25 protein-coding genes are annotated in these 24,423 nt (G+C 72.3%); 17 read left to right on the forward strand and 8 right to left on the reverse strand.

Annotated features, from left to right (window positions below; all coding sequences use genetic code 11):
- The first annotated feature begins 13 nt into the window (after nucleotides 1-13).
- On the forward strand, nucleotides 14-664 hold the full coding sequence (locus PSQ21_RS27985; RefSeq protein WP_274034033.1) for a thymidine kinase: 651 nt from the start codon (nucleotides 14-16) through the stop codon (nucleotides 662-664).
- A gap of 69 nt (nucleotides 665-733) precedes the next feature.
- On the opposite strand, the gene PSQ21_RS27990 is transcribed toward PSQ21_RS27985, so the two are convergent.
- Nucleotides 734-1,540 carry a VOC family protein gene (locus PSQ21_RS27990; RefSeq protein WP_274034034.1) on the reverse strand — a complete coding sequence of 269 codons (807 nt, stop codon included), beginning with the start codon at nucleotides 1,538-1,540 and terminating at the stop codon, nucleotides 734-736.
- Between the two features lie 233 nt (nucleotides 1,541-1,773).
- Here PSQ21_RS27990 and PSQ21_RS27995 point away from each other — a divergent pair, with 233 nt between their 5' ends.
- Nucleotides 1,774-2,604: a sulfurtransferase gene (locus PSQ21_RS27995; protein WP_274034035.1), complete on the forward strand. Its 831-nt coding sequence runs from the start codon at nucleotides 1,774-1,776 to the stop codon at nucleotides 2,602-2,604.
- Nucleotides 2,605-2,712: 108 nt separating this feature from the next.
- Here PSQ21_RS27995 and sepH read toward each other — a convergent pair whose 3' ends face one another.
- Nucleotides 2,713-3,810, reverse strand: a complete 1,098-nt coding sequence (gene sepH / locus PSQ21_RS28000) for a septation protein SepH (RefSeq protein ID WP_274034036.1) — start codon at nucleotides 3,808-3,810, stop codon at nucleotides 2,713-2,715.
- Between the two features lie 577 nt (nucleotides 3,811-4,387).
- Here sepH and PSQ21_RS28005 point away from each other — a divergent pair.
- Nucleotides 4,388-5,449: a hypothetical protein gene (locus PSQ21_RS28005; protein ID WP_397988820.1), complete on the forward strand. Its 1,062-nt coding sequence runs from the start codon at nucleotides 4,388-4,390 to the stop codon at nucleotides 5,447-5,449.
- A 90-nt stretch (nucleotides 5,450-5,539) separates the two neighbouring features.
- On the opposite strand, the gene PSQ21_RS28010 is transcribed toward PSQ21_RS28005, so the two are convergent.
- Both PSQ21_RS28010 and PSQ21_RS28015 read right to left on the reverse strand, forming a co-directional pair.
- A complete protein-coding gene (locus PSQ21_RS28010) occupies nucleotides 5,540-6,862 on the reverse strand; it encodes a D-arabinono-1,4-lactone oxidase (RefSeq protein WP_274034038.1) in 1,323 nt (440 codons plus the stop codon).
- On the reverse strand, nucleotides 6,819-8,066 hold the full coding sequence (locus tag PSQ21_RS28015) for an MFS transporter (protein WP_274034039.1): 1,248 nt from the start codon (nucleotides 8,064-8,066) through the stop codon (nucleotides 6,819-6,821). The genes PSQ21_RS28010 and PSQ21_RS28015 overlap by 44 nt, the downstream gene beginning before the upstream one ends.
- A 206-nt stretch (nucleotides 8,067-8,272) precedes the next feature.
- On the opposite strand from PSQ21_RS28015, the gene PSQ21_RS28020 reads away from it, so the two are divergent.
- Together PSQ21_RS28020 and PSQ21_RS28025 are read left to right on the forward strand one after the other, a co-directional pair.
- Nucleotides 8,273-9,400, forward strand: coding sequence for a ferrochelatase (locus PSQ21_RS28020; RefSeq protein WP_274034040.1), 1,128 nt, complete (start codon nucleotides 8,273-8,275; stop codon nucleotides 9,398-9,400).
- Between the two features lie 30 nt (nucleotides 9,401-9,430).
- The gene (locus PSQ21_RS28025) at nucleotides 9,431-10,231 is read left to right on the forward strand and encodes an inositol monophosphatase family protein (protein WP_274034041.1); all 801 of its coding nucleotides are present in this window, start codon (nucleotides 9,431-9,433) and stop codon (nucleotides 10,229-10,231) included.
- 110 nt (nucleotides 10,232-10,341) lie between these two features.
- Here the strand turns inward: PSQ21_RS28025 and PSQ21_RS28030 are convergent, their stop codons facing one another.
- Nucleotides 10,342-10,515 (reverse strand): hypothetical protein, encoded by a 174-nt coding sequence (locus PSQ21_RS28030; RefSeq protein ID WP_018957059.1) that lies wholly within the window; start codon nucleotides 10,513-10,515, stop codon nucleotides 10,342-10,344.
- A gap of 382 nt (nucleotides 10,516-10,897) precedes the next feature.
- On the opposite strand from PSQ21_RS28030, the gene PSQ21_RS28035 reads away from it, so the two are divergent.
- From PSQ21_RS28035 to PSQ21_RS28050, 4 genes are all read left to right on the forward strand, one after another.
- Entirely contained in the window at nucleotides 10,898-11,551 is a 654-nt protein-coding gene (locus PSQ21_RS28035; RefSeq protein ID WP_003965735.1) for a response regulator transcription factor, read from the forward strand.
- A 5-nt stretch (nucleotides 11,552-11,556) separates the two neighbouring features.
- A complete protein-coding gene (locus PSQ21_RS28040; RefSeq protein ID WP_274034044.1) occupies nucleotides 11,557-12,801 on the forward strand; it encodes a sensor histidine kinase in 1,245 nt (414 codons plus the stop codon).
- Nucleotides 12,802-13,206: 405 nt separating this feature from the next.
- Nucleotides 13,207-13,503, forward strand: coding sequence for a DUF4193 domain-containing protein (locus tag PSQ21_RS28045; protein ID WP_003965732.1), 297 nt, complete (start codon nucleotides 13,207-13,209; stop codon nucleotides 13,501-13,503).
- A 13-nt stretch (nucleotides 13,504-13,516) separates the two neighbouring features.
- Nucleotides 13,517-14,479 carry a hypothetical protein gene (locus PSQ21_RS28050; protein WP_274034052.1) on the forward strand — a complete coding sequence of 321 codons (963 nt, stop codon included), beginning with the start codon at nucleotides 13,517-13,519 and terminating at the stop codon, nucleotides 14,477-14,479.
- Nucleotides 14,480-14,537: 58 nt separating this feature from the next.
- Here PSQ21_RS28050 and PSQ21_RS28055 read toward each other — a convergent pair whose 3' ends face one another.
- Nucleotides 14,538-14,996 (reverse strand): DUF3093 domain-containing protein, encoded by a 459-nt coding sequence (locus PSQ21_RS28055; RefSeq protein ID WP_274034054.1) that lies wholly within the window; start codon nucleotides 14,994-14,996, stop codon nucleotides 14,538-14,540.
- A gap of 58 nt (nucleotides 14,997-15,054) precedes the next feature.
- Between PSQ21_RS28055 and PSQ21_RS28060 the strand changes: the two genes are divergently transcribed.
- The 8 genes from PSQ21_RS28060 to PSQ21_RS28095 all read left to right on the forward strand — a co-directional run bounded on the left by PSQ21_RS28060 (nucleotide 15,055) and on the right by PSQ21_RS28095 (nucleotide 22,776).
- Complete coding sequence (locus tag PSQ21_RS28060) at nucleotides 15,055-15,639, forward strand: PaaI family thioesterase (protein WP_274034056.1); 585 nt, start codon at nucleotides 15,055-15,057, stop codon at nucleotides 15,637-15,639.
- Nucleotides 15,636-16,166, forward strand: coding sequence for a dUTP diphosphatase (dut, locus tag PSQ21_RS28065; RefSeq protein ID WP_274034058.1), 531 nt, complete (start codon nucleotides 15,636-15,638; stop codon nucleotides 16,164-16,166). Before PSQ21_RS28060 ends, dut begins: the two co-directional genes overlap by 4 nt.
- A 1-nt stretch (nucleotide 16,167) precedes the next feature.
- Nucleotides 16,168-16,938 (forward strand): DUF3710 domain-containing protein, encoded by a 771-nt coding sequence (locus PSQ21_RS28070; protein ID WP_274034059.1) that lies wholly within the window; start codon nucleotides 16,168-16,170, stop codon nucleotides 16,936-16,938.
- Nucleotides 16,939-17,090: 152 nt separating this feature from the next.
- The gene (locus PSQ21_RS28075) at nucleotides 17,091-17,825 is read left to right on the forward strand and encodes an ABC transporter ATP-binding protein (protein ID WP_274034061.1); all 735 of its coding nucleotides are present in this window, start codon (nucleotides 17,091-17,093) and stop codon (nucleotides 17,823-17,825) included.
- Between the two features lie 180 nt (nucleotides 17,826-18,005).
- The gene (locus tag PSQ21_RS28080) at nucleotides 18,006-20,549 is read left to right on the forward strand and encodes a sensor histidine kinase (protein ID WP_274034063.1); all 2,544 of its coding nucleotides are present in this window, start codon (nucleotides 18,006-18,008) and stop codon (nucleotides 20,547-20,549) included.
- Nucleotides 20,550-20,787: 238 nt separating this feature from the next.
- Nucleotides 20,788-21,483: a response regulator gene (locus tag PSQ21_RS28085; RefSeq protein ID WP_097866189.1), complete on the forward strand. Its 696-nt coding sequence runs from the start codon at nucleotides 20,788-20,790 to the stop codon at nucleotides 21,481-21,483.
- Between the two features lie 75 nt (nucleotides 21,484-21,558).
- Entirely contained in the window at nucleotides 21,559-21,984 is a 426-nt protein-coding gene (locus PSQ21_RS28090; RefSeq protein ID WP_170757205.1) for an OB-fold nucleic acid binding domain-containing protein, read from the forward strand.
- Nucleotides 21,985-21,987: 3 nt separating this feature from the next.
- Nucleotides 21,988-22,776, forward strand: coding sequence for a DUF3159 domain-containing protein (locus PSQ21_RS28095; RefSeq protein WP_274034066.1), 789 nt, complete (start codon nucleotides 21,988-21,990; stop codon nucleotides 22,774-22,776).
- Nucleotides 22,777-22,853: 77 nt separating this feature from the next.
- Here the strand turns inward: PSQ21_RS28095 and PSQ21_RS28100 are convergent, their stop codons facing one another.
- The gene (locus PSQ21_RS28100) at nucleotides 22,854-23,531 is read right to left on the reverse strand and encodes a potassium channel family protein (protein ID WP_097866186.1); all 678 of its coding nucleotides are present in this window, start codon (nucleotides 23,529-23,531) and stop codon (nucleotides 22,854-22,856) included.
- Nucleotides 23,531-24,199, reverse strand: coding sequence for a potassium channel family protein (locus PSQ21_RS28105; protein WP_164614791.1), 669 nt, complete (start codon nucleotides 24,197-24,199; stop codon nucleotides 23,531-23,533). Before PSQ21_RS28105 ends, PSQ21_RS28100 begins: the two co-directional genes overlap by 1 nt.
- Nucleotides 24,200-24,423: the final 224 nt, after the last annotated feature.

Consider the following 24,423-nt stretch of genomic DNA (forward strand, 5'->3'; position numbering starts at 1 on the left):
TGCTCGACCCCTCATGCCCGAGCTGGTGTTCTTCTCCGGAACCATGGACTGCGGAAAGAGCACGCTGGCCCTGCAGATCGGTCACAACCGCTCGGCGCGCGGGCTCCAGGGCGTGATCTTCACCCGGGACGACCGCGCGGGGGAGGGCAAGCTCTCCTCCCGGCTCGGCCTGGTGACGGACGCCGTCGAGGCCGAGGAGGGCATGGACCTGTACGCGCACATCGTCGAGCGGGTCAGCCGGGGCGGCCGGGTCGACTACGTGATCGTGGACGAGGCGCAGTTCCTCGCCCCGGACCAGATCGACCAACTGGCCCGCGTCGTCGACGACCTGGGGCTCGACGTCTTCGCCTTCGGCATCACCACGGACTTCCGCACCAAGCTGTTCCCCGGCTCCCAGCGGCTGATCGAGCTGGCCGACCGCATAGAGGCCCTCCAGGTCGAGGCGCTCTGCTGGTGCGGCGCCCGAGCCACGCACAACGCCCGCACGGTGGACGGCGAGATGGTCGTCGAGGGCGCCCAGGTCGTCGTCGGCGACGTCAACCGGCAGGCCGGCGAGGTCGGTTACGAGGTGCTGTGCCGCCGCCACCACTGCCGCCGCATGACGAGCCGTTCCGTCCACGCCGGGGTGCTCTCGCCGGACGTCCTGCCGGTGTCGTCGGACTGAGCCGTCCGGGCCGCCGCCCCCCGGGCTTCAGCCAACCTGTCCGGCTGTTCCCGGGCGCCCGGTCCGGCGTCAGCCGGCCTTCGCCCCGCCTTCCGCGATCCCGCCCCCGGCGGACCGGATGACCGTGAACACGGCCCCCTCCAAATCCGCGACCGTCGCCAGCCGCCCGCCCGACCCCTCGCGCGGGGGCTGCAGGACGCGCCCGCCCAGCTCCACCACCCGGGCCGCGGCCCGGTCGGTGTCGGCGACCTCGAAGTACGTCATCCAGTGCGGCCCCCGGTCGCGCGGCAGCGCCTGGCCGACCCCGTGCAGCGACGCCACCGGAACGTCGTCCAGGATCAGGGTCTGGTAGTCGAAGTCGGCCGAGACGACCGCCTCCGTCCCGTAGCCGAAGACCGTCTGGTAGAACTTCGCGACCATCGAGGTCTCCTGGGTCACCAGCTCGTTCCAGACAGGGGTGCCGGGCATGCCCGCCGTCATCGTGCCGAGGTGTTCGGAGCCCTGCCAGATGCCGAAGACCGCCCCGCTCGGGTCCGAGGCGATGGCGAGCCGCCCTGCCTCGCCCGCGTCCAGCGGGCCGACCGCGACGGTCCCGCCGCAGGAGCGGATGGCCTCCGCGGTGACGTCGGCGTCGTCCGTGGCGAGGTAGGTGGTCCAGGCGATCGGGAGATGGCGGTCGGGCGGCAGCTGGCCGATGCCCGCGACCTCCTTCCCGTGCAGCAGCCCGCGGACATAGGGGCCCAGTTGTTCGGGACCCGGCCGGAACTCCCAGTCGAACAGAGCCCCGTAGAACTCCTGGGTCGTGGTCAGGCCGTGCACGATCAGACTCACCCAGCAAGGTGTTCCGGGCGTGCGCCGGGCGTGGGCCTCGGTCATGGTCTTCTCTCCTCGGACCGTATGGGTGGCCGTGCGGGGGACGGGACAGGTACGCCGTCCCGGGTCGGGAAGCGGTCCGCGTACCCCGTGCAGATGCTCGCACCCCCCGGCGCGCCAGACGCGCCGGCCGCGCCGCGTCGCCCGGGTTCTCGACGAAGGACGGCCGGATACCCGCCGTCCGTTCCCGCCGATGCTGAGACGGGCGCCGCCGCCGCTGCGCGAGGATGGCACCCATGAAGCCCATCATTACCGCATCCGAATACGTGAGCGAGTCGGCCGGGTCGCGACCGCCGGTGCTCCTGGACGTCCGCTGGCAGCTCGGCGGTCCGCACGGCCGCCCCGACTACGAGGCCGGTCACCTGCCCGGCGCGGTCTTCGTCGACCTGGATACGGAACTGGCCGGTCCGGCGGGCGACGGCGGCCGCCACCCCCTCCCGGACCCGGAGGCCTTCGGGGCGGCGATGCGCAGGGCCGGGGTCTCCCAGGACACCCCCGTCGTGGTGTACGACGGCGGCCTGGGCTGGGCCGCGGCGCGCGCCTGGTGGCTGCTGCGCTGGACGGGGCACCGGGACGTACGGGTCCTGGACGGCGGCCTCGCCGCCTGGACGGGCGACCTCTCCACCGAGATCCCGCACCCCACCGAGGGCGATTTTCGGCCGAAACCGGGGGCCCTGCCCACACTGGACGCGGAAAGCGCGGCGGCTTTCGCCCGGTCGGGTCTGCTGCTGGACGCTCGTGCGGCGGAGCGCTACCGGGGCGATGTGGAGCCGATCGACCGCGTCGGCGGCCACATTCCCGGGGCCGTCTCCGCGCCGACCACCCAGAACGTCGACGAGGAGGGGCGCTACCTGCCGGCCGAGCGGCTCGCCGCGCGGTTCGCCGGGCTGGGGGCGGAGGAAAGCTCCGAAGGCGTGGGCGTCTACTGCGGATCCGGGGTCTCCGGCGCGCACGAGGTGCTGGCCCTGGAGATCGCGGGCTTCACCGGCGTCCTGTATCCCGGCTCCTGGTCCGAGTGGTCCTCGGACCCCTCCCGGCCGGTCGCCACGGGGCCCGAGCCCCAGTAGTCCCGCCGCTTCGGCCACGCGTGGCGGCCGGGGGCGGGGGGACGGTAAGGCAGCGGGGTCCGTACGCGACCGCGTACGGACCCCGCTCCCACCGGTGGTCATTCCCGGTCAGTCCTGCTTCTTGCGCCGGGTGCCGAAGACGATCTCGTCCCAGCTCGGCACCGCGGCACGGCGGCCCGGCCGGACTCCGTCCGCCTCGGCCTGACGGTCCGTCGTCCCGGTCAGCCGGTCGCGGTGTCCGGCCACCGCCCGGGGCATCAGCACATCCGCGTACGCGGATCCCGCGCCGGCCGAGGCGGCGGCGGGCGGCGCGTCCGCCTCCGTCTCCTCCGCCGGTTCGAGCGCGGGCGGCTCGGGCTGGGTGGGCCGCTCGGGGACGACCATGTCGCCGCGGAAGCTCGGCACCGCCTCCAGCAGGCTGGTCAGCGAGTCGCGCTCGCCGGCCGAGGCGCTGCTCACGTACTCCTCGGGCTCGGCGGCGGCCGGGGCGGGCCGCTCGATCTGCCGGTCCAGGGCGCGGTCGAGCGGTCGGTCGCGGTCGGTCTGCCGGTCCAGGCTCCGGTCCAGCGGCCGGTCGCGCGGCAGCCGGGCGATCCGGGGCACGAACGGGAAACTGGGTTCGGGCGCGGCGACGTCGTCGGTCTCGCCGATCAGCGAGCGCGCCTCGTCGTCCACGGCCTGGACCAGCCGCCTGGGCGGGTCGTACGTCCAGCTCGCCGAGTGCGGCTCACCCGCGACCCGGTAGACGAGCAGGACTTCCCAGGTGCCGTCGTCGCGGCGCCACGAGTCCCACTGGACGGTTTCCTTGTCGGCGCCGCGCAGCAGGAGACGCTCCTGCACCGCCTCGCCGAGTTGAGGGCCGGTGTTCTCGCCGGGACGGCGCACAGGAGTCTTCCGGGCCCGCTCGGCCATGAAGGCGCGCTCCGCGAGCACGGGGCCCTCGAAGCGGCGTACACGGTCGACGGGGATGCCCGCGAACTGGGCGACCTCCTCCGCGGAGGCACCGGCCCGTATGCGGGCCTGGATGTCGCGGGGACGGAGGTGGCTCTCCACCTCGATCTCGATCTGGCCGAGCCGGGCGCGGTCGTTGCGCACGGCGGCGCGCAGCCGCTCATCGATCGGAAGCGTGTACTCCGTGCTGTCCGCAGCCTTGAGCACCAGTCGTGTGCCGTCGTTGGAGACGGCCACGACACGCAGTTCGGGCATGGGGACCTCCCGGGTGGTGCCTGCCGACGTCACGTGCGTCGCTGCTTCCGCTAGTCGAGTGTGACCTGCCCGGGTGCAGCCTGCCACAACCTTGCCAAGTTGCCCGGCGTGTCGGGCGCTCGTCCTGGTGCACCACCATGACACGGTTGCCCATTGCGACCCAAAGTGGCCGATTTGGCCGCTCTGTGCAGCAGGCATCCGTGTGATGCCTTGACGCGCCGCCGGTTCGAGTGCCGCCGCCGGCCCCTCCGGTAGCTGCGGAATCCCACGTCGGAGTCCGCCCCAGGGCTCGTCACAGTACTCCATTCGGGCCACCGGGGTGGACCGGCGCGCCGCCGAAGTTCTCGCGGGGCGCGGGAGTTGGGTTACCCAGTTCTCCGCGAAATGCCCCCGATGCGTGTTGTGCTTCACACAATCTCCGGAAACGGAACTATCCACTTCGCTCATTTGTCCCTTCTTGTTGCATGGTGGGAGAGATGTCAAGCAGGGGCTGGTAATGGTTCAGAAGCCGGAAAGCGACACAGAACCCAAGGAAAGGCGCATAGATCTGAGTCTTCCGCAGGTTGCCGGGAGTGCCGTGGCAGCCGTCGCGGCGGCCGTGCTGGCCTCGCAGTTGGGCGTGTACGGCACGATCGCGGGAGCGGGCGTGATGAGTATCGTCGCCACCTGCGGCGGCTCGGTCTTCCAGCACTTCTTCCGCCGCACCGGCGAGCAGATCCGCGAGGTGACGGTGCAGGTGACCCACCCGGAGGGCAGACGGGTGACGGTGCACACCAAGGAGACGACGCCCGCCGGGCGGGCGGGCGCCGCCCTGCGGTCCGAGCCCGAACCCGCCGACGACGCCACCACGGTGCTGGCCACCGTCGACCCGGGCACGGCCCCGGAGGTGCTCCCGGGCGCGGAGAGCACGCGGGTGCTGAAGCCCGTCGACCCGGACCGGACCCAGCTGCTGGACCTCGGCGACGCGCGGACCCGGATGCTCCGGGTCCCGCCGGGCCCGGGCCCCGGAGCGGAGGGCGGGGCTGATGACCGTACGCAGCTGCTGCCGCGGGTCGGCGACCGTACGCGGACGTCCGCGGGGGGCACGGCCGTCGCCGACGACGCGTTCGGCGAGGGCGTCACCCACGGCACCCGGCTGCGCGGCTGGAAGCGCCCCGCGCTCGCCGCCGCCGCGGTCTTCGCCGTCTCCATGGCGGGGATCACCGCGTTCGAGATGATCTCGGGCAGCGACCTCAGCGGCGGCCGGGGCACCACGCTCAGCTCCGTCGTGCGCGGCGGTGGCGACGACCGGGATTCCGGACCCGCCGACCCCACGCCCTCCGGGGACACCGACCGGGACAGGGAGGGGGAGGAGCAGCGGCCGTCCCCCGACGGTGGCACCGGCTCCGCCCCGGCCACGGACCCCGGCGACGGCAACAGCGCGAGTCCCGATCCCGGTACGGGCACGGACGGCGAGAACCCCGGCACCGGGTCCACCCCCACGCCGACGCCCTCGGAGTCCGACGGCGGGACCGCGCCCGACCCGGCGCAGCCCACCCCGACGCCCTCCGGCGACGCCGGAACCGGCGCGCCCCCGACCGGCGCGGAGGGCGCCCCCGGGCAGGGGGAGCAGGACCCGTCCGGCGCCGGCGCCGAGTGACCCACCGGCGAACCGCGCACAGCACATCGGCCCCGGCCCCCTCCGCGAGGAGAGGACCGGGGCCGACGGCGTACCGGAAGCCTCCGGGACTCAGTCGCCGAGCACGCGCCGCAGGTAGTCGTTGCCGAACATACGGTCAGGGTCCAGCCGGTCGCGCAGCGCGGTGAACTCGCCGAAGCGCGGGTAGACCTCCGACAGATAGGCCGCGTCACGCGTGTGGATCTTGCCCCAGTGCGGCCGGCCGGCGTGCGCGGTCATGATCCGCTCGACCGCGGTGAAGTACGACCGGTGGGGCGTGCCCTTGTAGAGGTGCACGGCGATGTAGGCGCTGTCCCGGCCCGAGGCGGTTGACAGCGTCATGTCGTCGGCGGGAGCGGTGCGCACCTCGACAGGGAAGCTGATCTTCAGCGGTGACCGCTCGACCATGGCCTTCAGCTCCCGCAGCGCCGCCACGGCCCGCTCGCGCGGAACGGCGTACTCCATCTCCACGAACCGCACGCGGCGAGGGCTGGTGAAGACCTTGTACGGGATGTCGGTGTACGTACGCGCCGACAGCGCCCGGCTGGAGAGCCGGGCGATCGGGGGGATCGTCGCCGGGACCGCGCGGCCGAGCGCACAGGCGGCCCGGAAGACCCCGTTGGACAGCAGCTCGTCATCGATCCAGCCGCTCACCCTGCCGGGCGGGGCGGCCGGTCCGGCGCTGCGGTTGTTGCGTTTGGTGGTGCAGTTCCCGGTGTGCGGGAACCAGTAGAACTCGAAGTGCTCGTTCTCGGCGACCAGGGAGTCGAAGTCCGCGGTGACCCGGTCGAAGGTCATCGGCTCCTCACGGGCCGTCAGCAGGAAGATCGGCTCCACGGCCAGGGTGACGGCGGTGATCACCCCGAGGGCGCCGAGCCCGATCCGGGCCGCCGCGAAGATCTCCGGGTTCTCCCGCTCCGAGCAGACCAGGACGGTGCCGTCGGCGGTGACCAGCTCCAGCGCGCGGATCTGCGCCGCTATCGAGGCCGAGTCCCGGCCCGTGCCGTGCGTACCGGTGGAGGTCGCCCCGGCGATCGTCTGCTCCATGATGTCGCCCATGTTCGTGAGCGACAGACCCTCGCGGGCGAGCGCGATGTTGAGCCGCTTGAGCGGAGTGCCCGCCTCCACCGTCACGGTCATCGCCCTGCGGTCGATGTCCCGGATCCCGGCGAGGAGGTCCGGGCGTATCAGCACCCCGTCCGTGGCTGCCGCCGCCGTGAAGGAGTGGCCCGCGCCGACCGGCTTCACCCGCAGGCCCTCCGCGCCCGCCCGGCGCAGCACGTCCGCGAGCTCGTCCACGGACGCGGGTGCCTCGGTGCGGGCGGGCCGGGCGGTGACGGTGCCCGCCCAGTTACGCCACGCGCTCGTCGTCGTCCGTGCGTAGGTGTCGGTCATCTTCCCCGCGCCCTCCCGTCGCAGCCGGCCCGGCCAGCCGGCGATACCCCAGGAACGCCACCGCCGCCGCGAGAGCTCCCGCCACGGCGGGCACCGCGTACCCCGCCTCCGCCCCGGCGGCGTCGACCACCCAGCCGGCGGCCGAGGAGCCGAGCGCCACCCCGACAGCGAGCCCGGTACTGGTCCAGGTCATGCCCTCGGTCAGCTTGGTGCGCGGTACGTGCGCTTCGACGAGGGCCATGGTGGTGACCATCGTCGGTGCGATGGCGAGGCCCGCGACAAAGAGCGCTACGGCCAGCAACGGAAGGTTCCCGGCCAGTTGGAGGGGGATCATACTCACGGCCATCGCGCAGACACCCACCAGCCACCTCGTCCCGGGGTTCCCCTTGAGGTGCAGCAGCCCGAACACGGCCCCCGCGAGACACGAACCGAGCGCGTAGACGGCCAGCACCAGGGAGGCCGCCGCCTTGTGGCCGCGCTCCTCGGCGAAGGCCACGGTCACCACGTCCACGCCCCCGAAGATCGCGCCCGTCGCCACGAACGTGGCCACCAGGACCTGGAGCCCCCGCGAGCGCAGCGCCGAGCCCCCGGTGTGCTGCGACTTCGGGTGCGGCACCGGCTCGGTCGCACGCTGCGCGGTCAGCCAGAAGACGCCGACCAGCAGGAAGGCGGCGGCGATCAGCGGACCCGCCTCCGGGAACCAGGCGGTGGAGAGGCCGATGGAGATGATCGGGCCGAAGATGAAGCACACCTCGTCGACGATCGACTCCCACGCGTAGGCGGTGTGCAGGTCCCGGCTGGAGCCCCGGTAGATCGCCGCCCAGCGGGACCGGACCATCGACCCCACGCTCGGCACACAGCCCGCACCCACCGCGAAGACGAACAGCGTCCACTCCGGCGCCCCCTGCTGGGCACAGACCAGAAGACCCGCCACCGCCGCCACCGCGACCAGCGTGACCGGGCGCAGCACCCGGCGCTGCCCGTAGCGGTCGACCAGCCGGGAGACCTGGGGGCCGCAGACCGCCGCCGACATCGCCAGGGTCGCGGAGAGCGCCCCGGCCAGGCCGTAGCGGCCGGTGAGCTGGGAGATCATCGTCACGACACCGATGCCCATCATGGACAACGGCATCCGGCCGAAGAAGCCCGCCGCGGAGAATTCCCGGGAACCGGGGGCGGAGAAGATGACGCGGTAGGGGCTGGGCAAGGGGGACTCCGGTCGTGCCTGTCAGGCGTATAGCTGGCCGATACAGCTTACGGCCGGGCGGACCCGCCGGACACCGGATTCCGGGACGGTACGGGGGAGCGGCAAGGGTACGCGTCCGCCCGGGAGATCCGGCCTCCACGGTCTTCCCGACGGGGCGTCGGATGTCGGTTGCCGCCCTGTCACAGGAGGGTGGCAGGATCGATGCCATGTCCGATCTGCGCGATCCCGCACCCTACGACGCCCTGCTGCTGCTCTCCTTCGGCGGCCCCGAGGGCCCGGACGACGTGGTCCCGTTCCTGGCGAACGTGACCCGCGGCCGCGGCATCCCCGAGGAACGCCTCAAGGAGGTCGGCAAGCACTACTTCCTGTTCGGCGGGGTCAGCCCGATCAACGCGCAGAACCGCGCACTGCTCGACGCACTGCGCGCGGACTTCGCGGAGCACGGCCTGGACCTCCCGGTCTACTGGGGCAACCGCAACTGGGCCCCGTATCTGACCGACGTCCTGCGCGAGATGACCGCCGACGGACACCGCCGGATCGCCGTCCTCGCCACCAGCGCCTACGCCTCCTACTCCGGCTGCCGGCAGTACCGCGAGAACCTCGCCGAGTCGCTGGCCGCCCTGGAGGCCGAGGGGCTGCCCGTGCCCCGGGTCGACAAGCTGCGGCATTACTTCAACCACCCCGGCTTCGTGACGCCCATGGCCGACGGCGTCCTCGCCTCGCTCGCCGACCTCCCCGAGGACGTCCGCGCGGGCGCGCACATCGCGTTCACCACCCACTCCATCCCGACCTCCGCCGCCGACGCCTCGGGCCCGGCCGACGCGCACGGCGGGGGCGGCGCGTACGTCGCCGAGCATCTCGACGTGGCCCGGCTGATCATCGAGGCGGTGCGCGAGGAGACCGGCGTCGCGTACCCGTGGCAGCTCGTCTACCAGTCCCGCAGCGGCGCCCCGCACATCCCGTGGCTGGAACCCGACATCTGCGACCACCTGGAGACCCTGGGCGCCGACGGCGTCCCCGCGGTCGTGATGGCGCCCATCGGCTTCGTCTCGGACCACATGGAGGTCCTGTACGACCTCGACACCGAGGCCACCGCGAAGGCCGCCGAGATCGGCCTGCCGGTCCGGCGGTCCGCCACGGTGGGCGACGACCCGCGCTTCGCCGCCGCCGTACGGGACCTGCTCCTGGAGCGGGCCGCGACCGAGCGGGGCCGGGTGGTGGAGCGCTGCGCCCTGGGGGCCCTGGGAGCCTCCCACGATCTCTGTCCGGTCGGCTGCTGCCCCGCCAGGTCCCCGAAGCCGGCCGCCGCGGGCGCGGACAGCCCGTACGCGTAACCCGTACGCACCGACACCCTTGGGAGCACCGTGACCGACCCCGACCTGTCCGAACTGCTCGACCTCGCCCTGGAGGCCGCCCGCCGCGCCGGCGCCCTGCTGCGCGACGGCCGCCCCGCCGACCTGGGGGTGGCCGCGACCAAGTCCAGCCCCATCGACGTGGTCACCGAGATGGACATCGCCGCCGAGAAGCTGATCACCGGCTACCTCTCCGACTTCCGCCCCGACGACGGCTTCCTCGGCGAGGAGGGGGCCGGCTCCCCGGGCCGCACCGGCATCCGCTGGGTCATCGACCCGCTCGACGGCACGGTGAACTACCTCTACAACCTGCCGACCTGGGCGGTCTCCATCGCCGCCGAGCGCGACGGCGAGCGGGTCGTGGGCGTCGTCGAGGCCCCGATGCGCCGCGAGACCTACCGGGCGGTCCTCGGCGGCGGTGCGTTCGCGAACGGCGAAGCCCTGCGCTGCCGGCCCGCCCCGCCGCTGGACCAGGCCCTCGTCTCGACCGGCTTCAACTACGTCGCCCACGTCCGCGCCCACCAGGCGGACGTCGCCCAGCAGCTGATCCCCCGGCTCCGGGACATCCGGCGCGGCGGCTCGGCGGCCGTCGACCTCTGCGATGTGGCGGCCGGCCGGCTGGACGGCTACTACGAGCGCGGGCTCCACCCCTGGGACCTGGCGGCGGGCGACCTCATCGCCCGGGAGGCGGGCGCGCTGACCGGCGGCCGCCCGGGGCTGCCCGCCGACGGCGACCTGACGGTGGCCGCCACCCCCGGCGTCTTCGAGCCGCTGCAGGCCGCACTCGACGAACTGGGCGCCTGGCACGACTGACGGGCCCGGGGCCCGCCCCGAGGAAGGCCCTGACGAGGGGCCTGAGCCCGCCGCACACGCCACAGGGCCCCGGACACCATGCCGGTGTCCGGGGCCCCGTGGCGTACGGCTCAGACGCTGGTGGCGCCGATCTCCACGCCGTGCTCGGCGGCGAGACGGCGCAGATCGTCCAGCTCGCCCTGCTCGACGTCCGCGAGGAAGTCGTCGCCGTCCTCGCGCGCCCGCGTGAGGACGGTCTCGGTCGTCTTGATGCGTTGCAGCAGACCTGCGGTGAAAGCGTCCATGATGCGCCCCCTCATCGTGGGTCGGTGGCACGGGGGTGTGCCCAGGATCCCCCCGGCCGGGGGCCGGAGGAGCGGGTGATCGCGCCGCCGCTCCGGGGAAATGGAGTGGGTTGTGGCATGCCACGTGACAGGCGTGATCGCGGGTGTGAACCCCTCTTCCCCGCGCCATGGCTCAGAGAAACCTCAACTGGCCCGGAAATCCGCCGCCTTCCCGGCGGGCCGCCGCCGGGAGGCCCGGCCCACCGCCGCCTTACCGCCGGTTTATGCGTGTTGCGGGCAGGATGGAGGCGCACAGTCGGCCATCGCTGCCCGTGTCCGGGCGGGCCCCGCGGGGGCCGCCGGCTCTGTGAACCCATCGAAGGACCGAAGGAAGGACTGCGCCGTGCGCGTACTCGTCGTCGAGGACGAGCAGCTGCTCGCCGATGCGGTGGCCACCGGACTGCGCCGGGAGGCCATGGCCGTCGACGTCGTCTACGACGGTGCCGCGGCCCTGGAGCGCATCGGGGTCAACGACTACGACGTCGTCGTGCTGGACCGGGACCTCCCGGTGGTGCACGGGGACGACGTCTGCCGCCGGATCGTCGAACTCGGCATGCCCACCAGGGTGCTCATGCTCACCGCGTCGGGCGACGTCAGCGACCGGGTCGAGGGCCTGGAGCTGGGTGCGGACGACTATCTGCCCAAGCCCTTCGCGTTCAGCGAGCTGACCGCCCGGGTGCGCGCGCTGGGCCGCCGTACGACGGTGGCTCTGCCGCCCGTCCTGGAACGCGCCGGCATCAAGCTCGACCCGAACCGCCGCGAGGTCTTCCGTGACGAGGTGGAGATCCAGCTCGCCCCGAAGGAGTTCGCGGTGCTGGAGGTCCTCATGCGCAGCGAGGGCGCGGTCGTCTCGGCGGAACAGTTGCTGGAGAAGGCCTGGGACGAGAACACCGACCCCTTCACCAACGTGGTGCGCGTCACGGTCATGACACTCCGCCGCAAGCTCGGCGAACCGCCCGTCATCGTCACCGTGCCGGGCTCCGGATACCGGATCTGAGGACCATGGCCACCACCCCGGGGCCCCCCGTGGCGCCTCCGAAGCCCACCTGGGAGCCCAAGCAGCAGGAGCCCCCGTACCCCTGGCTGCGTCCGACCATCCGGATACGGCTCACGCTGCTGTACGGCGGGATGTTCCTGATCGCGGGCATCGTGCTGCTGTCGATCATCTACATGCTGGCGGCGCAGGCTCTGCACGTGGGCACGGACCTGCCGTTCAAGCTGCTGCCCGACAGCAAGATCCAGCTCATCAACAACGTCTGCCCCGCTCTCACGCCGGGCCTCTCGGCGGACGAGGCGAACGCCGCGCTCAAGGCGTGCAACGAGTCACAGCGCAAGCACGCGCTGGACACCCTGCTCAACCGCTCGCTCCTCGCCCTGGTCGGCCTCAGCGTGATCGCCTTCGCCTTCGGCTACGCCATGGCCGGACGCGTGCTGTCCCCGCTCGGCCGGATCACCCGGACCGCGCGCCGGGTGGCCGGGACGGACCTCACCCGGCGGATCGAGCTGGACGGCCCGGACGACGAGCTGAAGGAGCTGGCGGACACCTTCGACGACATGCTGGACCGGCTGGAGCGGGCCTTCACCGCGCAGCAGCGGTTCGTCGGCAACGCCTCGCACGAGCTGCGCACCCCGCTGGCGATCAACCGCACGCTGCTGGAGGTCCATCTCTCCGACCCGGAGGCCCCGCCGGAGCTCCAGCAGCTCGGCAAGACCCTCCTGGCCACCAACGAACGCAGTGAGCAGCTCGTCGAGGGCCTGCTGCTGCTGGCCCGCAGCGACAACCAGATCGTCGAGCGCAAGCCGGTCGACCTCGCCGAGGTCGCCGAACGCGCCATCGACCAGGCCCGGGCGGAGGCGGTGGAGAAGAAGGCCGAGATCCGCGGCGAGCGGGCCACGGCGGTGGTCCAGGGCAACGGCGTCCTGCTGGAGCGGATCGCCCTGAACCTCGTGCAGAACGCCGTGCGCTACAACGTGCCCGAGGACGGCTGGGTGGAGGTCACCACCGAGGTGCGCGACGGGCAGGCCCTGCTCGTCGTCTCGAACACCGGCCCGGTGGTCCCGGCCTACGAGATCGACAACCTCTTCGAGCCCTTCAGACGGCTGCGTACGGAGCGCACGGGCAGCGACAAGGGGGTCGGGCTCGGCCTGTCGATCGCCCGGTCCGTCGCGCGGGCCCACGGGGGCCGTATCATCGCGGAGCCCCGCGAGGGTGGCGGTCTCGTGATGCGCGTCACCCTGCCGGTCTGAGAGGCTGCGCGATATGACTCTGCACCAAATCTCCATGTTCGCTTTGGGCGGAATTTTCAGGACCCGTTCCCGGGCGGGTCATGTGTGATCGATCACAGGGCCGATTTTCCGACCATCTACTCTCCGTGATCGCGACTCTGCCGGAAAGCCGGTAATCGTCCGGGTTTTCGGGGATCGTTATCACGGGAAGTACACGGGGTGGCACCTGTGAACTGCGCAGTCGGGACCGTGTACGGTCCCCATCGCCACCCAAGCCGAGCCTCGCCGAGGTGCCCGGTTGGGTGTCGATTGAGTAACAGACCTTGATGTGAGGCAAAATCTCCGCCTCAGGTCGGGCACAAGTCCGGCCTCTCACGCGTTACGTGCGCTGAGACACCCGTAGACACCCAAGAGGGGGAGAGCGACATGGCAACGGATTACGACACCCCACGCAAGACCGACGACGACGTGGACCAGGACAGCCTCGAAGAGCTCAAGGCGCGTCGGAGCGACAAGACGGCATCCGCCGTCGACGTCGACGAGTTCGACGCGGCCGAGGGACTCGAGCTGCCCGGCGCGGACCTCTCCAACGAGGAGCTGGCCGTCCGGGTGCTGCCCAAGCAGGCCGATGAGTTCACCTGCATGAGCTGCTTCCTGGTGCACCACCGCAGCCAGCTGGCCCGCGAGAAGAACGGTCAGCCCATCTGCCGCGACTGCGACTGAGGTCGAGTCGGCCGTGGCAGGCGAGACACCGTTCCGGAAGCGGCGCCCCTGGCGCCGGCACGGACCGGAGACGAACCAGGACGGTACAGGCGGCACAGGCCCGGCAGAAGGCGGTAACGCGTCTGCCGAGCGGTCCGCCGCCCCGCCGGATCACTCCGGCGGTTTCGACGACGAGCGAGGCCGTTCGGCCTCGCTCGAGGTGGCCGGGGCGGCAGCGTCGCCGGACCGGCCCCGGGAGCAGGACTGGGCGGATCCCACGACCGGGGGCCGCCTGCACGCGGTGAAACGGGGTGTACGCAAGGGCCGGGAGGGCACGAAGGCACTGGCCGCACAGCTGGCCGACCGCATCATCGACACGGCCCCGCGCGTGCCGGTGCGCGACCTCGCCACCCTGCGGAAGCAGTTCCCCGGGCTGGAGCCCGAGGAGCTGGCCGACAAGCTGGTCACGGGAGCCTGCCGGGCCACCGCGACCGTCGGCGCAGGCATCGGCGCCGCCGCCATGATGCCCGTTCCGCCCGCCATGATCGCCGAGCTCGCGGCGGAGGTGACCGGCGTCGCCGCGATCGAGATGAAGCTCGTCGCCGAGCTCCACGAGGTCTACGGCCGCCGACCCCCGGGCAATCTCGGTCAGCGCAGCACCGCGTATCTGACGTCGTGGACGGAGGAGCGCGGCATCGACCTCATCCGACCCACCACGCTCAACACCGCGCTGGGCGGCCAGATGAAGCGCGAGCTGCGCCAGCAGATCACGAAGCGCATGGCGCGCAATCTGCCCAACCTGATCCCGTTCATGATCGGCGCCGCCGTAGGCGCCACGATGAACCGCCGTGACACCCGCAAGCTCGCCGACCGGGTCAGGAACGACCTGCGCAAGGACCGGATCCCCTGGGACCGGCTGCCCGCGCTGCCTCCGCTGGAGCAGCCCTCGAACCCGGCCGAGCTGCCCAGGGAGCCCAAGGAGATCGAGGGCCCCTGAGCGGCGAAGGGCCCCTGAACCCGCACCGGGTCCGGAACCCCACCCCCTCGACGCCCGCTCAGGCGGCCGGGACGGTGCTCAGCGCCGCCGCCAGGCCCCGCGGGTCCCGCGTGGAGAGGTAGACGTACGGAGTCGGGTCGTCCGGATCCGTGACCTCCACCCGCACCGCCGTCTCCACATAGCCGCGCAGCAGCATGAACGCACGGGCGTCGGCCTTGTGCGTGCGCCAGGCCCGCGCCTCCTCGGCGTCCAGCACCTCGGGCTCGCCGAGCGCCGACAGCGGGATCCGGGCGTCGCCGGCGACCAGCGCCCCCGCCACGACCCTGATCCGGGCGGAGCCGTAGCTGCTCACCAGGAGCGCGGCGGCGACCGTGCCGCCGGCCAGACCGGCGAGCAGCGGCAGGGTGCCCAGCGGCAGAAGCATCAGAGCGCAGGCGATACCGACCCCGAAGGCGATGAACCACCAGGAGCGGGGCGCGGTGAGACGTTCGTCGAAGGCCGGTGCGGAAGGCTGCATGGAACCAAGCTTGGCACGGCGCGACCGGCGGACTGCCGCGCGGGTAAGGTCTGCGCCTGTGAGTGGAACATCAGCAGCTCTGACACCCCCGGCCGACGCCGTCGCGCCGGTCCGGCACCCCGACGCGCCCGCGCCCGGCGAACTCCTCGGAGCGCACTACGAACACTGTTTCGGCTGTGGCGGGGGACAACCGCACGGACTGCACCTGATGGCGCGGGCCGGCGAAGGCGTGAGCGTCACCGCGGAGTTCACCGTGCAGCCCGCCCACCAGGGCGCCCCAGGCCTCGCCCATGGCGGCGTGCTCGCCACGGCGCTGGACGAGACGCTCGGCTCGCTGAACTGGCTGCTGCGCACGATCGCGGTGACCGGACGGCTGGAGACCGACTTCGTCAGCCCCGTCCCCGTGGACACCGTGCTGCACCTCGACGCCCGGATCACCGCCGTGCACGGCCGGAAGATCTACTCCACCGCCACCGGCCGGATCGGCGGCCCCGACGGGCCCGTCGCGGTCCGGGCCGACGCCCTCTTCATCGAGGTCAAGGTCGACCACTTCATCGACAACGGCAGGCCCGCCGAGATCCAGGCGGCCATGTCCGACCCGGACCAGGTCAGGCGCGCCCGCGCCTTCGAGGTGAACCCGTGACGCGCGGCCCCGTCGACGTACTGATCCGCCTCCTCGACCCGGACGTGCCGATTCCGGCGTACGGACACCCGGGCGACGCCGGGGCCGACCTGGTGACCACCGAGGCCGCCGAACTCGCGCCCGGCGAGCGCGCGGTGCTCCCCACCGGGGTCTCCATCGCCCTGCCCGACGGGTACGCCGCGTTCGTCCACCCGCGCTCCGGCCTCGCGGCCCGCTGCGGAGTGGCCCTCGTGAATGCCCCAGGGACCGTGGATGCCGGGTACCGTGGGGAGATCAAGGTGATCGTGGTCAACCTCGATCCACGCGAGAGCGTGCGATTCGAACGGTTCGACCGGATTGCCCAACTGGTTGTCCAGCAGGTCGAGAAGGTGCGCTTCCACGAGGTGGCGGAACTTCCCGGCTCGGCGCGGGCCGAAGGGGGCTTCGGGTCCACCGGCGGCCACGCGTCGGCGGACGGCGCCGAGGGCCAGATCACCCACGGTGGGAACAGCTACGCTTCGGTCGTATCCGACCGGGAAGGACAGTGACGTGTTCGGACGTCGCAAGAAGAGTGGTTCCGCCGAGGACGCGGCGGACGAGGTGCGCGAGGCCGAGCAGGTCGCCGACGAGCCCGAGGGCGGCGACGCCGCCAAGGGCACCCGTCGGATGAATCTCCCGCCCGCCCCCAGGCCGGACGGCCCCTGGGACAGCACCGAGGTCACCCAGCCGGGCGAGGGCCGGGTCGATCTGGGCGGCATCTTCGTCCCCGGCGTCGAGGGCATGGAACTGCGCGTCGAGGTGGCCGGGGACGCGATCGTCGCCGCCACCGTGGTGCTGCGCGACAGCGCGGTCCAGCTGCAGGCCTTCGCCGCCCCCAAGAAAGAGGGCATCTGGGGCGAGGTCCGCGACGAGATCGCCTCGGGCATCACCCAGCAGGGCGGCATCATCGACGAGGTCGAGGGCCCGCTGGGCTGGGAGCTGCGCGCGCAGGTCCCCGTACAGCTCCCGGACGGCACGGGCGGTGTGCAGCTCGTGCGCTTCGTCGGCGTCGACGGGCCGCGCTGGTTCCTGCGCGGAGTGATCTCCGGCCAGGGCGCCGTCCAGCCGGAGGCCGCCGGTCTGCTGGAGACGGTCTTCCGGGACACCGTGGTCGTCCGCGGCGACGGCCCGATGGCCCCCCGCGACCCGATCGTCCTCAAGCTCCCCAACGACGCCCAGATGGTTCCCGAGGGCGTGCAGCAGGAGGAGCAGGAGGGCTCGAAGTTCTCCGGCGGCATGGGCCAGCTCCAGCGCGGTCCCGAGATCACCGAGGTCCGCTAGCGGTACGCGGCGGGACTTCGCGGTAGTCGCGGTACAGGCCGGTGGGCCGCACCCCTTTCCGCGGGTGCGGCCCACCGGCCATTGCCCGGTCGTGTGCCGGACGCACATACTGGCGGGCGACGGCGCAGGCCACGTGATGACGGGGGAGCAGCATGACCGAGAGCACCAGCGGGCAGTCCGGTACGGCCCTCGCCGAGGACCCGGCCCGTACGGCCATGGTCACGGTCGAGGACCTGCACCGCTCGTACGGGAGCGGAGCGGCGGCCGTGCACGCCCTGCGCGGGGTGTCGTTCGAGATCCCGCGCGGTGAGCTGGTCGCGCTCAAGGGCCGCTCCGGCTCCGGCAAGACCACTTTGCTCAACCTGGTCGGCGGCCTGGACACCCCGGACGGCGGCCGGATCACCGTCGACGGCACCGAGCTGGCGGGGCTCGGCGAGAAGGGGCTCCTGGAGCTGCGCAGGGACCGGGTCGGCTTCATCTTCCAGTCCTTCGGGCTCATCCCGATCCTGACCGCCGCCGAGAACGTCGGCGTACCTCTGCGGCTGCGCAGGGCCGACCCTGCCGAGCGCGACGAGCGGGTCGCCCTGCTGCTCTCCCTCGTCGGCCTCGCCGACCACGCCGAGCAGCGCCCCGGCGAGCTCTCCGGCGGCCAGCAGCAGCGCGTCGCCATCGCCCGCGCCCTCGCCAACCGGCCCGCCCTCCTGATCGCCGACGAGCCCACCGGGCAGCTCGACGCCGAGACCGGCCTCGCCGTGATGGAACTGCTCCGCGCGGTCGTCCGCAGCGAGAACGTCACCGCCCTCGTCGCCACCCACGACCCCCAGCTGCTGGGCCTCGCCGACCGGGTCCTGGAGCTGAGCGACGGCCACATCGTCGAACACGGCTGACGTTCCCGGAGCACCCCCGCGCCCGCCCCGGCGCGCATCAGAGTTCCGTCAATACGCCCCCCACCTGCACTCCCGGGACCGAACCACGGTCCCCGGCGGAGTAGCGTCGAGGACGGCAGCCGCACCGGGCGCCACCGGCCCTCCACACGACAGGGCCGGACGGAAGAAGACAATGGGGCCATGGGACGCGGCACACTCCGGATCTACCTGGGCGCGGCACCGGGCGTCGGCAAGACGTACGCGATGCTCTCCGAGGCGCATCGCAGGGTCGAACGCGGAACCGACTGCGTGGTGGCCTTCGTGGAGCACCACGACCGGCCGCGGACCGAGGTCATGCTGCACGGACTGGAGCTCCTGCCGCGCCGGGCGCTGGAGTACCGGGGCGCCGTCTTCACCGAGATGAACGTGGACGCGGTCCTGGAGCGCGCCCCGGCGGTGGCCCTGGTGGACGAGCTGGCCCACACCAACGTCCCCGGCTCCCGCAACGCCAAGCGCTGGCAGGACGTCGAGGAGCTTCTCAGGGCCGGGATCGACGTCATATCCACGGTCAACATCCAGCACCTGGAGTCCCTGGGCGACGTCGTCGAGTCGATCACCGGTGTCCGGCAGCGGGAGACGGTGCCCGACGAGGTGGTGCGCCGGGCCGATCAGATCGAGCTGGTCGACATGTCGCCCCAGGCGCTGCGCCGCCGGATGGCGCACGGCAACATCTACCAGCCCGACAAGATGGACGCGGCCCTCTCGAACTACTTCCGCCCCGGGAACCTCACCGCCCTGCGCGAGCTGGCCCTGCTCTGGGTCGCCGACCGGGTCGACGAGTACCTCCAGCAGTACCGGGGCGAGCACAACATCCGCACCACCTGGCAGGCCCGCGAACGCATCGTCGTCGGACTGACCGGCGGGCCCGAGGGCCGCACCCTCATCCGCCGCGCGTCCCGGATGGCGGCCAAGGGCTCCGGCAGCGAGATCCTCGCCGTCTACATCGCCCGCAGCGACGGCCTGACCTCCGCGTCCCCGAAGGAACTGGCCGTACAGCGCACCCTGGTCGAGGACCTCGGAGGCAGCTTCCACCACGTCATCGGCGACGACATACCGGCCGCCCTGCTGGAGTTCGCCCGTGGCGTCAACTCCACCCAGATCGTGCTGGGCTCCAGCCGTCGCAAGACCTGGCAGTACATCTACGGGCCCGGGGTCGGCGCGACCGTCGCCCGCGAGTCGGGCCCCGACCTCGACGTCCACATCGTGACCCACGAGGAGGTCGCCAAGGGCCGCGGCCTGCCCATGGCCCGCGGCGCCCGGCTCGGCCGCGCCCGGATCATCTGGGGCTGGCTCGTCGGCGTCCTCGGCCCCGTCCTGCTCGCGGTGGTGCTGCGCTCCATGGAGGACGCCCCCGGCCTGGCCAACGACGTCCTGCTCTTCCTCTTCCTGACGGTGGCGGCCGCCCTGCTCGGCGGAGTGCGGCCCGCGCTCGCCTCGGCGGCCGTCGGCTGCATGGTGCTGAACTACTGGTTCACCCCGCCCACCCACACCCTGACCGTCCAGGACCCGGAGAACCTCGTCGCCATCGCGATCTTCTTCGCGGTGGCGGTGGCGGTCTCCTCCGTGGTCGACCTCGCCGCCCGGCGCACCCACCAGGCCGCCCGGCTGCGCGCCGAATCGGAGATCCTCTCCTTCCTCGCGGGCAGCGTGCTGCGCGGCGAGACCGCCCTGGACGCACTGCTGGAACGGGTCCGCGAGACCTTCGCCATGGAGTCCGTCGCCCTGCTGGAACGCGACAGCGACATCGAACCCTGGACCTGCGCCGGATCCGTCGGGCCGGCCCCGGCCGCCCGCCCCGACGACGCCGACGTGGACATGCCCGTCGGCGACAACATGGCCCTCGCGCTGTCCGGCCGGGTGCTGCCCGCCGAGGACCGCCGGGTGCTCGGCGCCTTCGCCGCCCAGGCCGCCGTCGTCCTGGACCGCCAGCGCCTGGTCGGGGAGGCCGAGCAGGCCCGCAGGCTCGCCGAGGGCAACCGGATCAGGACCGCGCTGCTCGCCGCCGTCAGCCACGATCTGCGTACCCCGCTGGCCTCCATCAAGGCCGCCGTCAGCTCGCTGCGCTCCGACGACGTGGCCTGGTCCGAGGAGGACGAGGCGGAGCTCCTGGAAGGCATCGAGGACGGCGCCGACCGGTTGGACCACCTCGTCGGCAACCTGCTGGACATGTCCCGCCTCCAGACCGGCACCGTGACCCCGCTGATCCGTGAGATCGACCTCGACGAGGTGGTCCCGATGGCGCTCGGCGGCGTCCCGGAGGGGAGCGTCGACCTCGACATCCCCGAGACGCTGCCGATGGTCGCCGTCGACCCGGGACTCCTGGAGCGGGTCGTCGCCAACATCGTGGAGAACGCCGTCAAGTACCACCCCGGCCAGGAGCCCGTCGCCGTGGCCGCCAGCGCTCTGGGCGGCCGGGTCGAGCTGCGGGTCGTGGACCGCGGCCGGGGCGTCCCCGACGAGGCCAAGGAACGCATCTTCGAGCCCTTCCAGCGGTACGGGGACGCCCCGCGCGGCGCCGGAGTGGGTCTCGGCCTCGCCGTCTCCCGGGGTTTCGCCGAGGCCATGGGCGGCACCCTCGACGCCGAGGACACCCCGGGGGGCGGGCTGACGATGGTCCTGACCCTCACCGCGGCGCCGGGCGGCGTCCGGGCCGACGCCGAGCTGCCGGCCCGGGCGACCTCATGACGCGCTTCCGCGGGCCGGGCGGCCGCGTGACGCGCCCTGGTGGCCCGGGGCGCCTCGTGACGCGCTCCCGGGGCCCGGGCGGCCTCACGACGCGCCCTCGCGGCTCGGGCGGCCCCCGGGCGTACGCCGCCCGCCCCCGCGCGCTTCCGCCCTCCTCCCCGCGCAGCGGAGTTCTTCCCTCCTCCCCGTACAGCAGAGTTCTTCCCACCTCCCCGTGCAGCAGAAAGGCAGGTCCGCGATGACCAGGGTGCTTGTGGTCGACGACGAGCCGCAGATCGTCCGCGCCCTCGTGATCAACCTGAAGGCGCGCCAGTACGAGGTCGACGCCGCGCCCGACGGGGCGACCGCCCTCCAGCTCGCCGCCGCCCGCCACCCCGACGTCGTCCTCCTCGACCTCGGGCTGCCCGACATGGACGGGGTCGAGGTGATCAAGGGCCTGCGCGGCTGGACCCGGGTGCCCATCCTCGTACTCTCCGCGCGCCACACCTCCGACGAGAAGGTGGAGGCCCTGGACGCGGGGGCGGACGACTACGTCACCAAGCCGTTCGGCATGGACGAGCTGCTGGCCCGGCTGCGCGCCTCGGTACGCCGGGCGGAGCCGGTCGGCCAGGACGGCGGAGCCGAGGCCGTCGCACTCGTCGAGACGGCCGGTTTCACCGTCGACCTGGCGGCGAAGAAGGTGCACCGGGGCGGCCGCGACGTACGCCTCACCCCCACCGAGTGGCATCTGCTGGAGGTCCTCGTCCGCAACGGCGGCCGCCTGGTCAGCCAGAAGCAGCTCCTCCAGGAGGTCTGGGGCCCCTCCTACGGCACCGAGACCAACTATCTGCGGGTCTACATGGCCCAGCTGCGCCGCAAGCTGGAGGCGGACCCCTCGCACCCCCGGCACTTCGTCACCGAGCCGGGCATGGGCTACCGCTTCGAGCGCGGTTGACCCGCGCCGGGCCACCCTTTCGAGTGGTCGCCCGCGGCCTCCGTGCACGGCCCGCTGGACCGGTACCCTTCGGGTATGAGTGCTGTTCCCCGATCCGAGAAAGCCGGGAAGGCCGGGAAGGCGGCGAGACCTTCCGGGCGCTTCCGCCGCATGCTCGACCGGCTCTCCAGTTCCCAGGAGGACCTGGAGTCCGAGGAGCTGCGGGAGGACGCGCAGGCCACCGGATGCACCCGGATCTCCGAGTGCTCCGACCGGCAGATCGTGAAGGTGGCTGGTACGTTGCGGACCGTCACCCTCCGTCCCCGGGCCGGAGTGCCCGCCCTGGAGGCGGAGCTCTTCGACGGCACCGAGCCGCTGGACGTGGTCTGGCTCGGCCGTCGGTCCATCGTCGGCATCGAGCCCGGCCGCAGGATCATCGCCTCGGGGCGGGTCGCCATGAGCCACGGCCGCCGGGTGCTGTTCAACCCCACATACGAACTCCGACCGCTCGGCAAGGAGTAGCCGGTGACGTCTCTCGACAAGCCGACGTCCGAAACGGACCAGCCCCACACGGACCCGCGGCACGCCGGCGGGAGGCACGCCGCCCAGCAGGACGACGAGACGAAGGCCGTCACCGAGGCCGCTCTCTTCGAGGCCTTCGGCGGTGTGCGCGGCATGGTGGAGACAGTCCTGCCCGGGCTGCTCTTCGTCACGATCTTCACCATCAACAAGAACCTGAACCTCTCGGCCATCTCGGCCCTGGCGGTGTCCCTGGCCCTCGTCGCCGTCCGGCTGATCCGCCGGGACACCGTCAAGCACGCCTTCAGCGGCGTCTTCGGCGTGGCCTTCGGCGTCGTCTTCGCGAAGATGACGGGCAACGCCAAGGACTTCTACCTGCCGGGCATGCTCTACACCCTGGGCCTCGCGGTCGCCTACATCGGCACCGCGGTGGCCGGGGTGCCGCTGATCGGACTGATCCTCGGCCCGGTCTTCAAGGAGAACCTCTCCTGGCGGACCCGTAACCCGGGGCGGAAGAAGGCGTACACCAAGGCCAGTTACGCCTGGGGCTTCATCCTGCTGGCCAAGTGCGCGATCCTCTTCCCGCTCTACTGGTGGGCCGACACCACCGAGTTCGGCTGGGTGCTCATCGCGCTGAAGATCCCGCCGTTCCTGCTCGCGGTCTACCTGACCTGGGTCTTCCTCGCGAAGGCGCCGGCGCCCATCGACGTCTTCGCCGAGATGGAGGCCGAGGAACAGGCCGAGAAGGAGCGCAAGTCGCGGGCCGCCGCGGCGCTCCGCGACCCGGACGCCTGACCCGTACACCCGGCGTAGCAGGGGAAGGGGCCCGGAACCGCTCAGCGGTTCCGGGCCCCTTCCCCATGCTCTGCCGGTCAGTCCTCCGACGGATCGTGGCGGACCGACAACAGGTCCTCCAGCTGCTCCTCACGCGCCTGGGCGGCCACGAACAGCAGCTCGTCACCTGCCTCCAGGGATTCCTCGGGGCTCGGCGTCAGCACCCGCGTACCCCGGATGATCGTCACCAGCGAGGTGTCCTCGGGCCAGGCCACGTCCCCGACCCGGGTACCGGCCAGCGCCGACTCCGGCGGCAGCGTCAGCTCCACCAGGTTGGCGTCACCGTGGCTGAAGCGCAGCAGCCGGACCAGATCGCCGACGCTCACCGCCTCCTCGACCAGGGCCGACATCAGACGCGGCGTCGAGACGGCGACATCCACGCCCCAGGACTCGTTGAACAGCCACTCGTTCTTCGGGTTGTTCACCCGGGCCACCACGCGCGGCACGCCGTACTCGGTCTTGGCGAGCAGCGAGACGACCAGGTTGACCTTGTCGTCCCCGGTCGCGGCGATCACCACGTTGCACCGCTGCAGCGCCGCCTCGTCCAGCGACGTGATCTCACAGGCGTCCGCGAGCAGCCACTCGGCCATCGGGACCCGCTCCACCGAGATGGCGGTCGGCGCCTTGTCGATCAGCAGCACCTCGTGCCCGTTCTCCAGCAGCTCGGCGGCGATGGAACGGCCCACCGCGCCCGCCCCGGCAATCGACACACGCATCAGTGACCGTCCTCCTCGGGACCCTGGGCGAAGGCCTCTTCGACCTTGGCGATCTCGTCCGTACGCATCATCACGTGGACCAGGTCGCCCTCCTGGAGGACGGTCTGCGAGGTCGGCAGTATGGCTTCGCCCAACCGGGTGAGGAAGGCGACCCGGACCCCCGTCTCCTCCTGGAGCGTGCTGATCTTGTGGCCGATCCAGGACGGCGTCGTGTGCACCTCGGCGAGCTGCACACCCCCGCTCGGATCGCGCCACAGCGGCTCGGCGCCCGAAGGCAGCAGCCGCCGCAGCATCTGGTCCGCCGTCCAGCGGACCGTCGCCACGGTGGGGATGCCGAGGCGCTGGTAGACCTCGGCGCGCCGGGGGTCGTAGATCCGCGCCGCGACGTTCTCGATGGAGAACATCTCGCGGGCCACCCGGGCCGCGATGATGTTCGAGTTGTCGCCGCTGCTGACCGCGGCGAACGCGCCGGCGTCCTCGATCCCCGCCTCGCGGAGGGTGTCCTGGTCGAAGCCGACCCCGGTGACCCGGCGACCGCCGAATCCGGACCCGAGGCGACGGAACGCCGTGGGGTCCTGGTCGATCACCGCGACGGTGTGCCCCTGCTGCTCCAGGGTCTGTGCGAGAGCGGCCCCGACGCGCCCGCAGCCCATGATGACGATGTGCACTGTGCGCCTACCCCGCCGTCCTGGTCATCCGGCTGACCTGCGAAAACACGCTGCTCACACTTCTCTCTCAGCTTGCTGGGCCAACAACGGTGCGCGCACCCTCGGTGCGGCCCGGAGTCGAGCTTAAGCGCCGGGGAAGTCAATCCCTCATCCGAGTGTCCGCATCCTCGCGCACTCCGGCAAAGGGAAAGCAAAATAGGCCGAACGAGCGCAAGGATCGCGTT

Origin of the sequence: Streptomyces sp. MMBL 11-1, from assembly GCF_028622875.1 — a bacterium.
GTDB lineage: Bacteria > Actinomycetota > Actinomycetes > Streptomycetales > Streptomycetaceae > Streptomyces.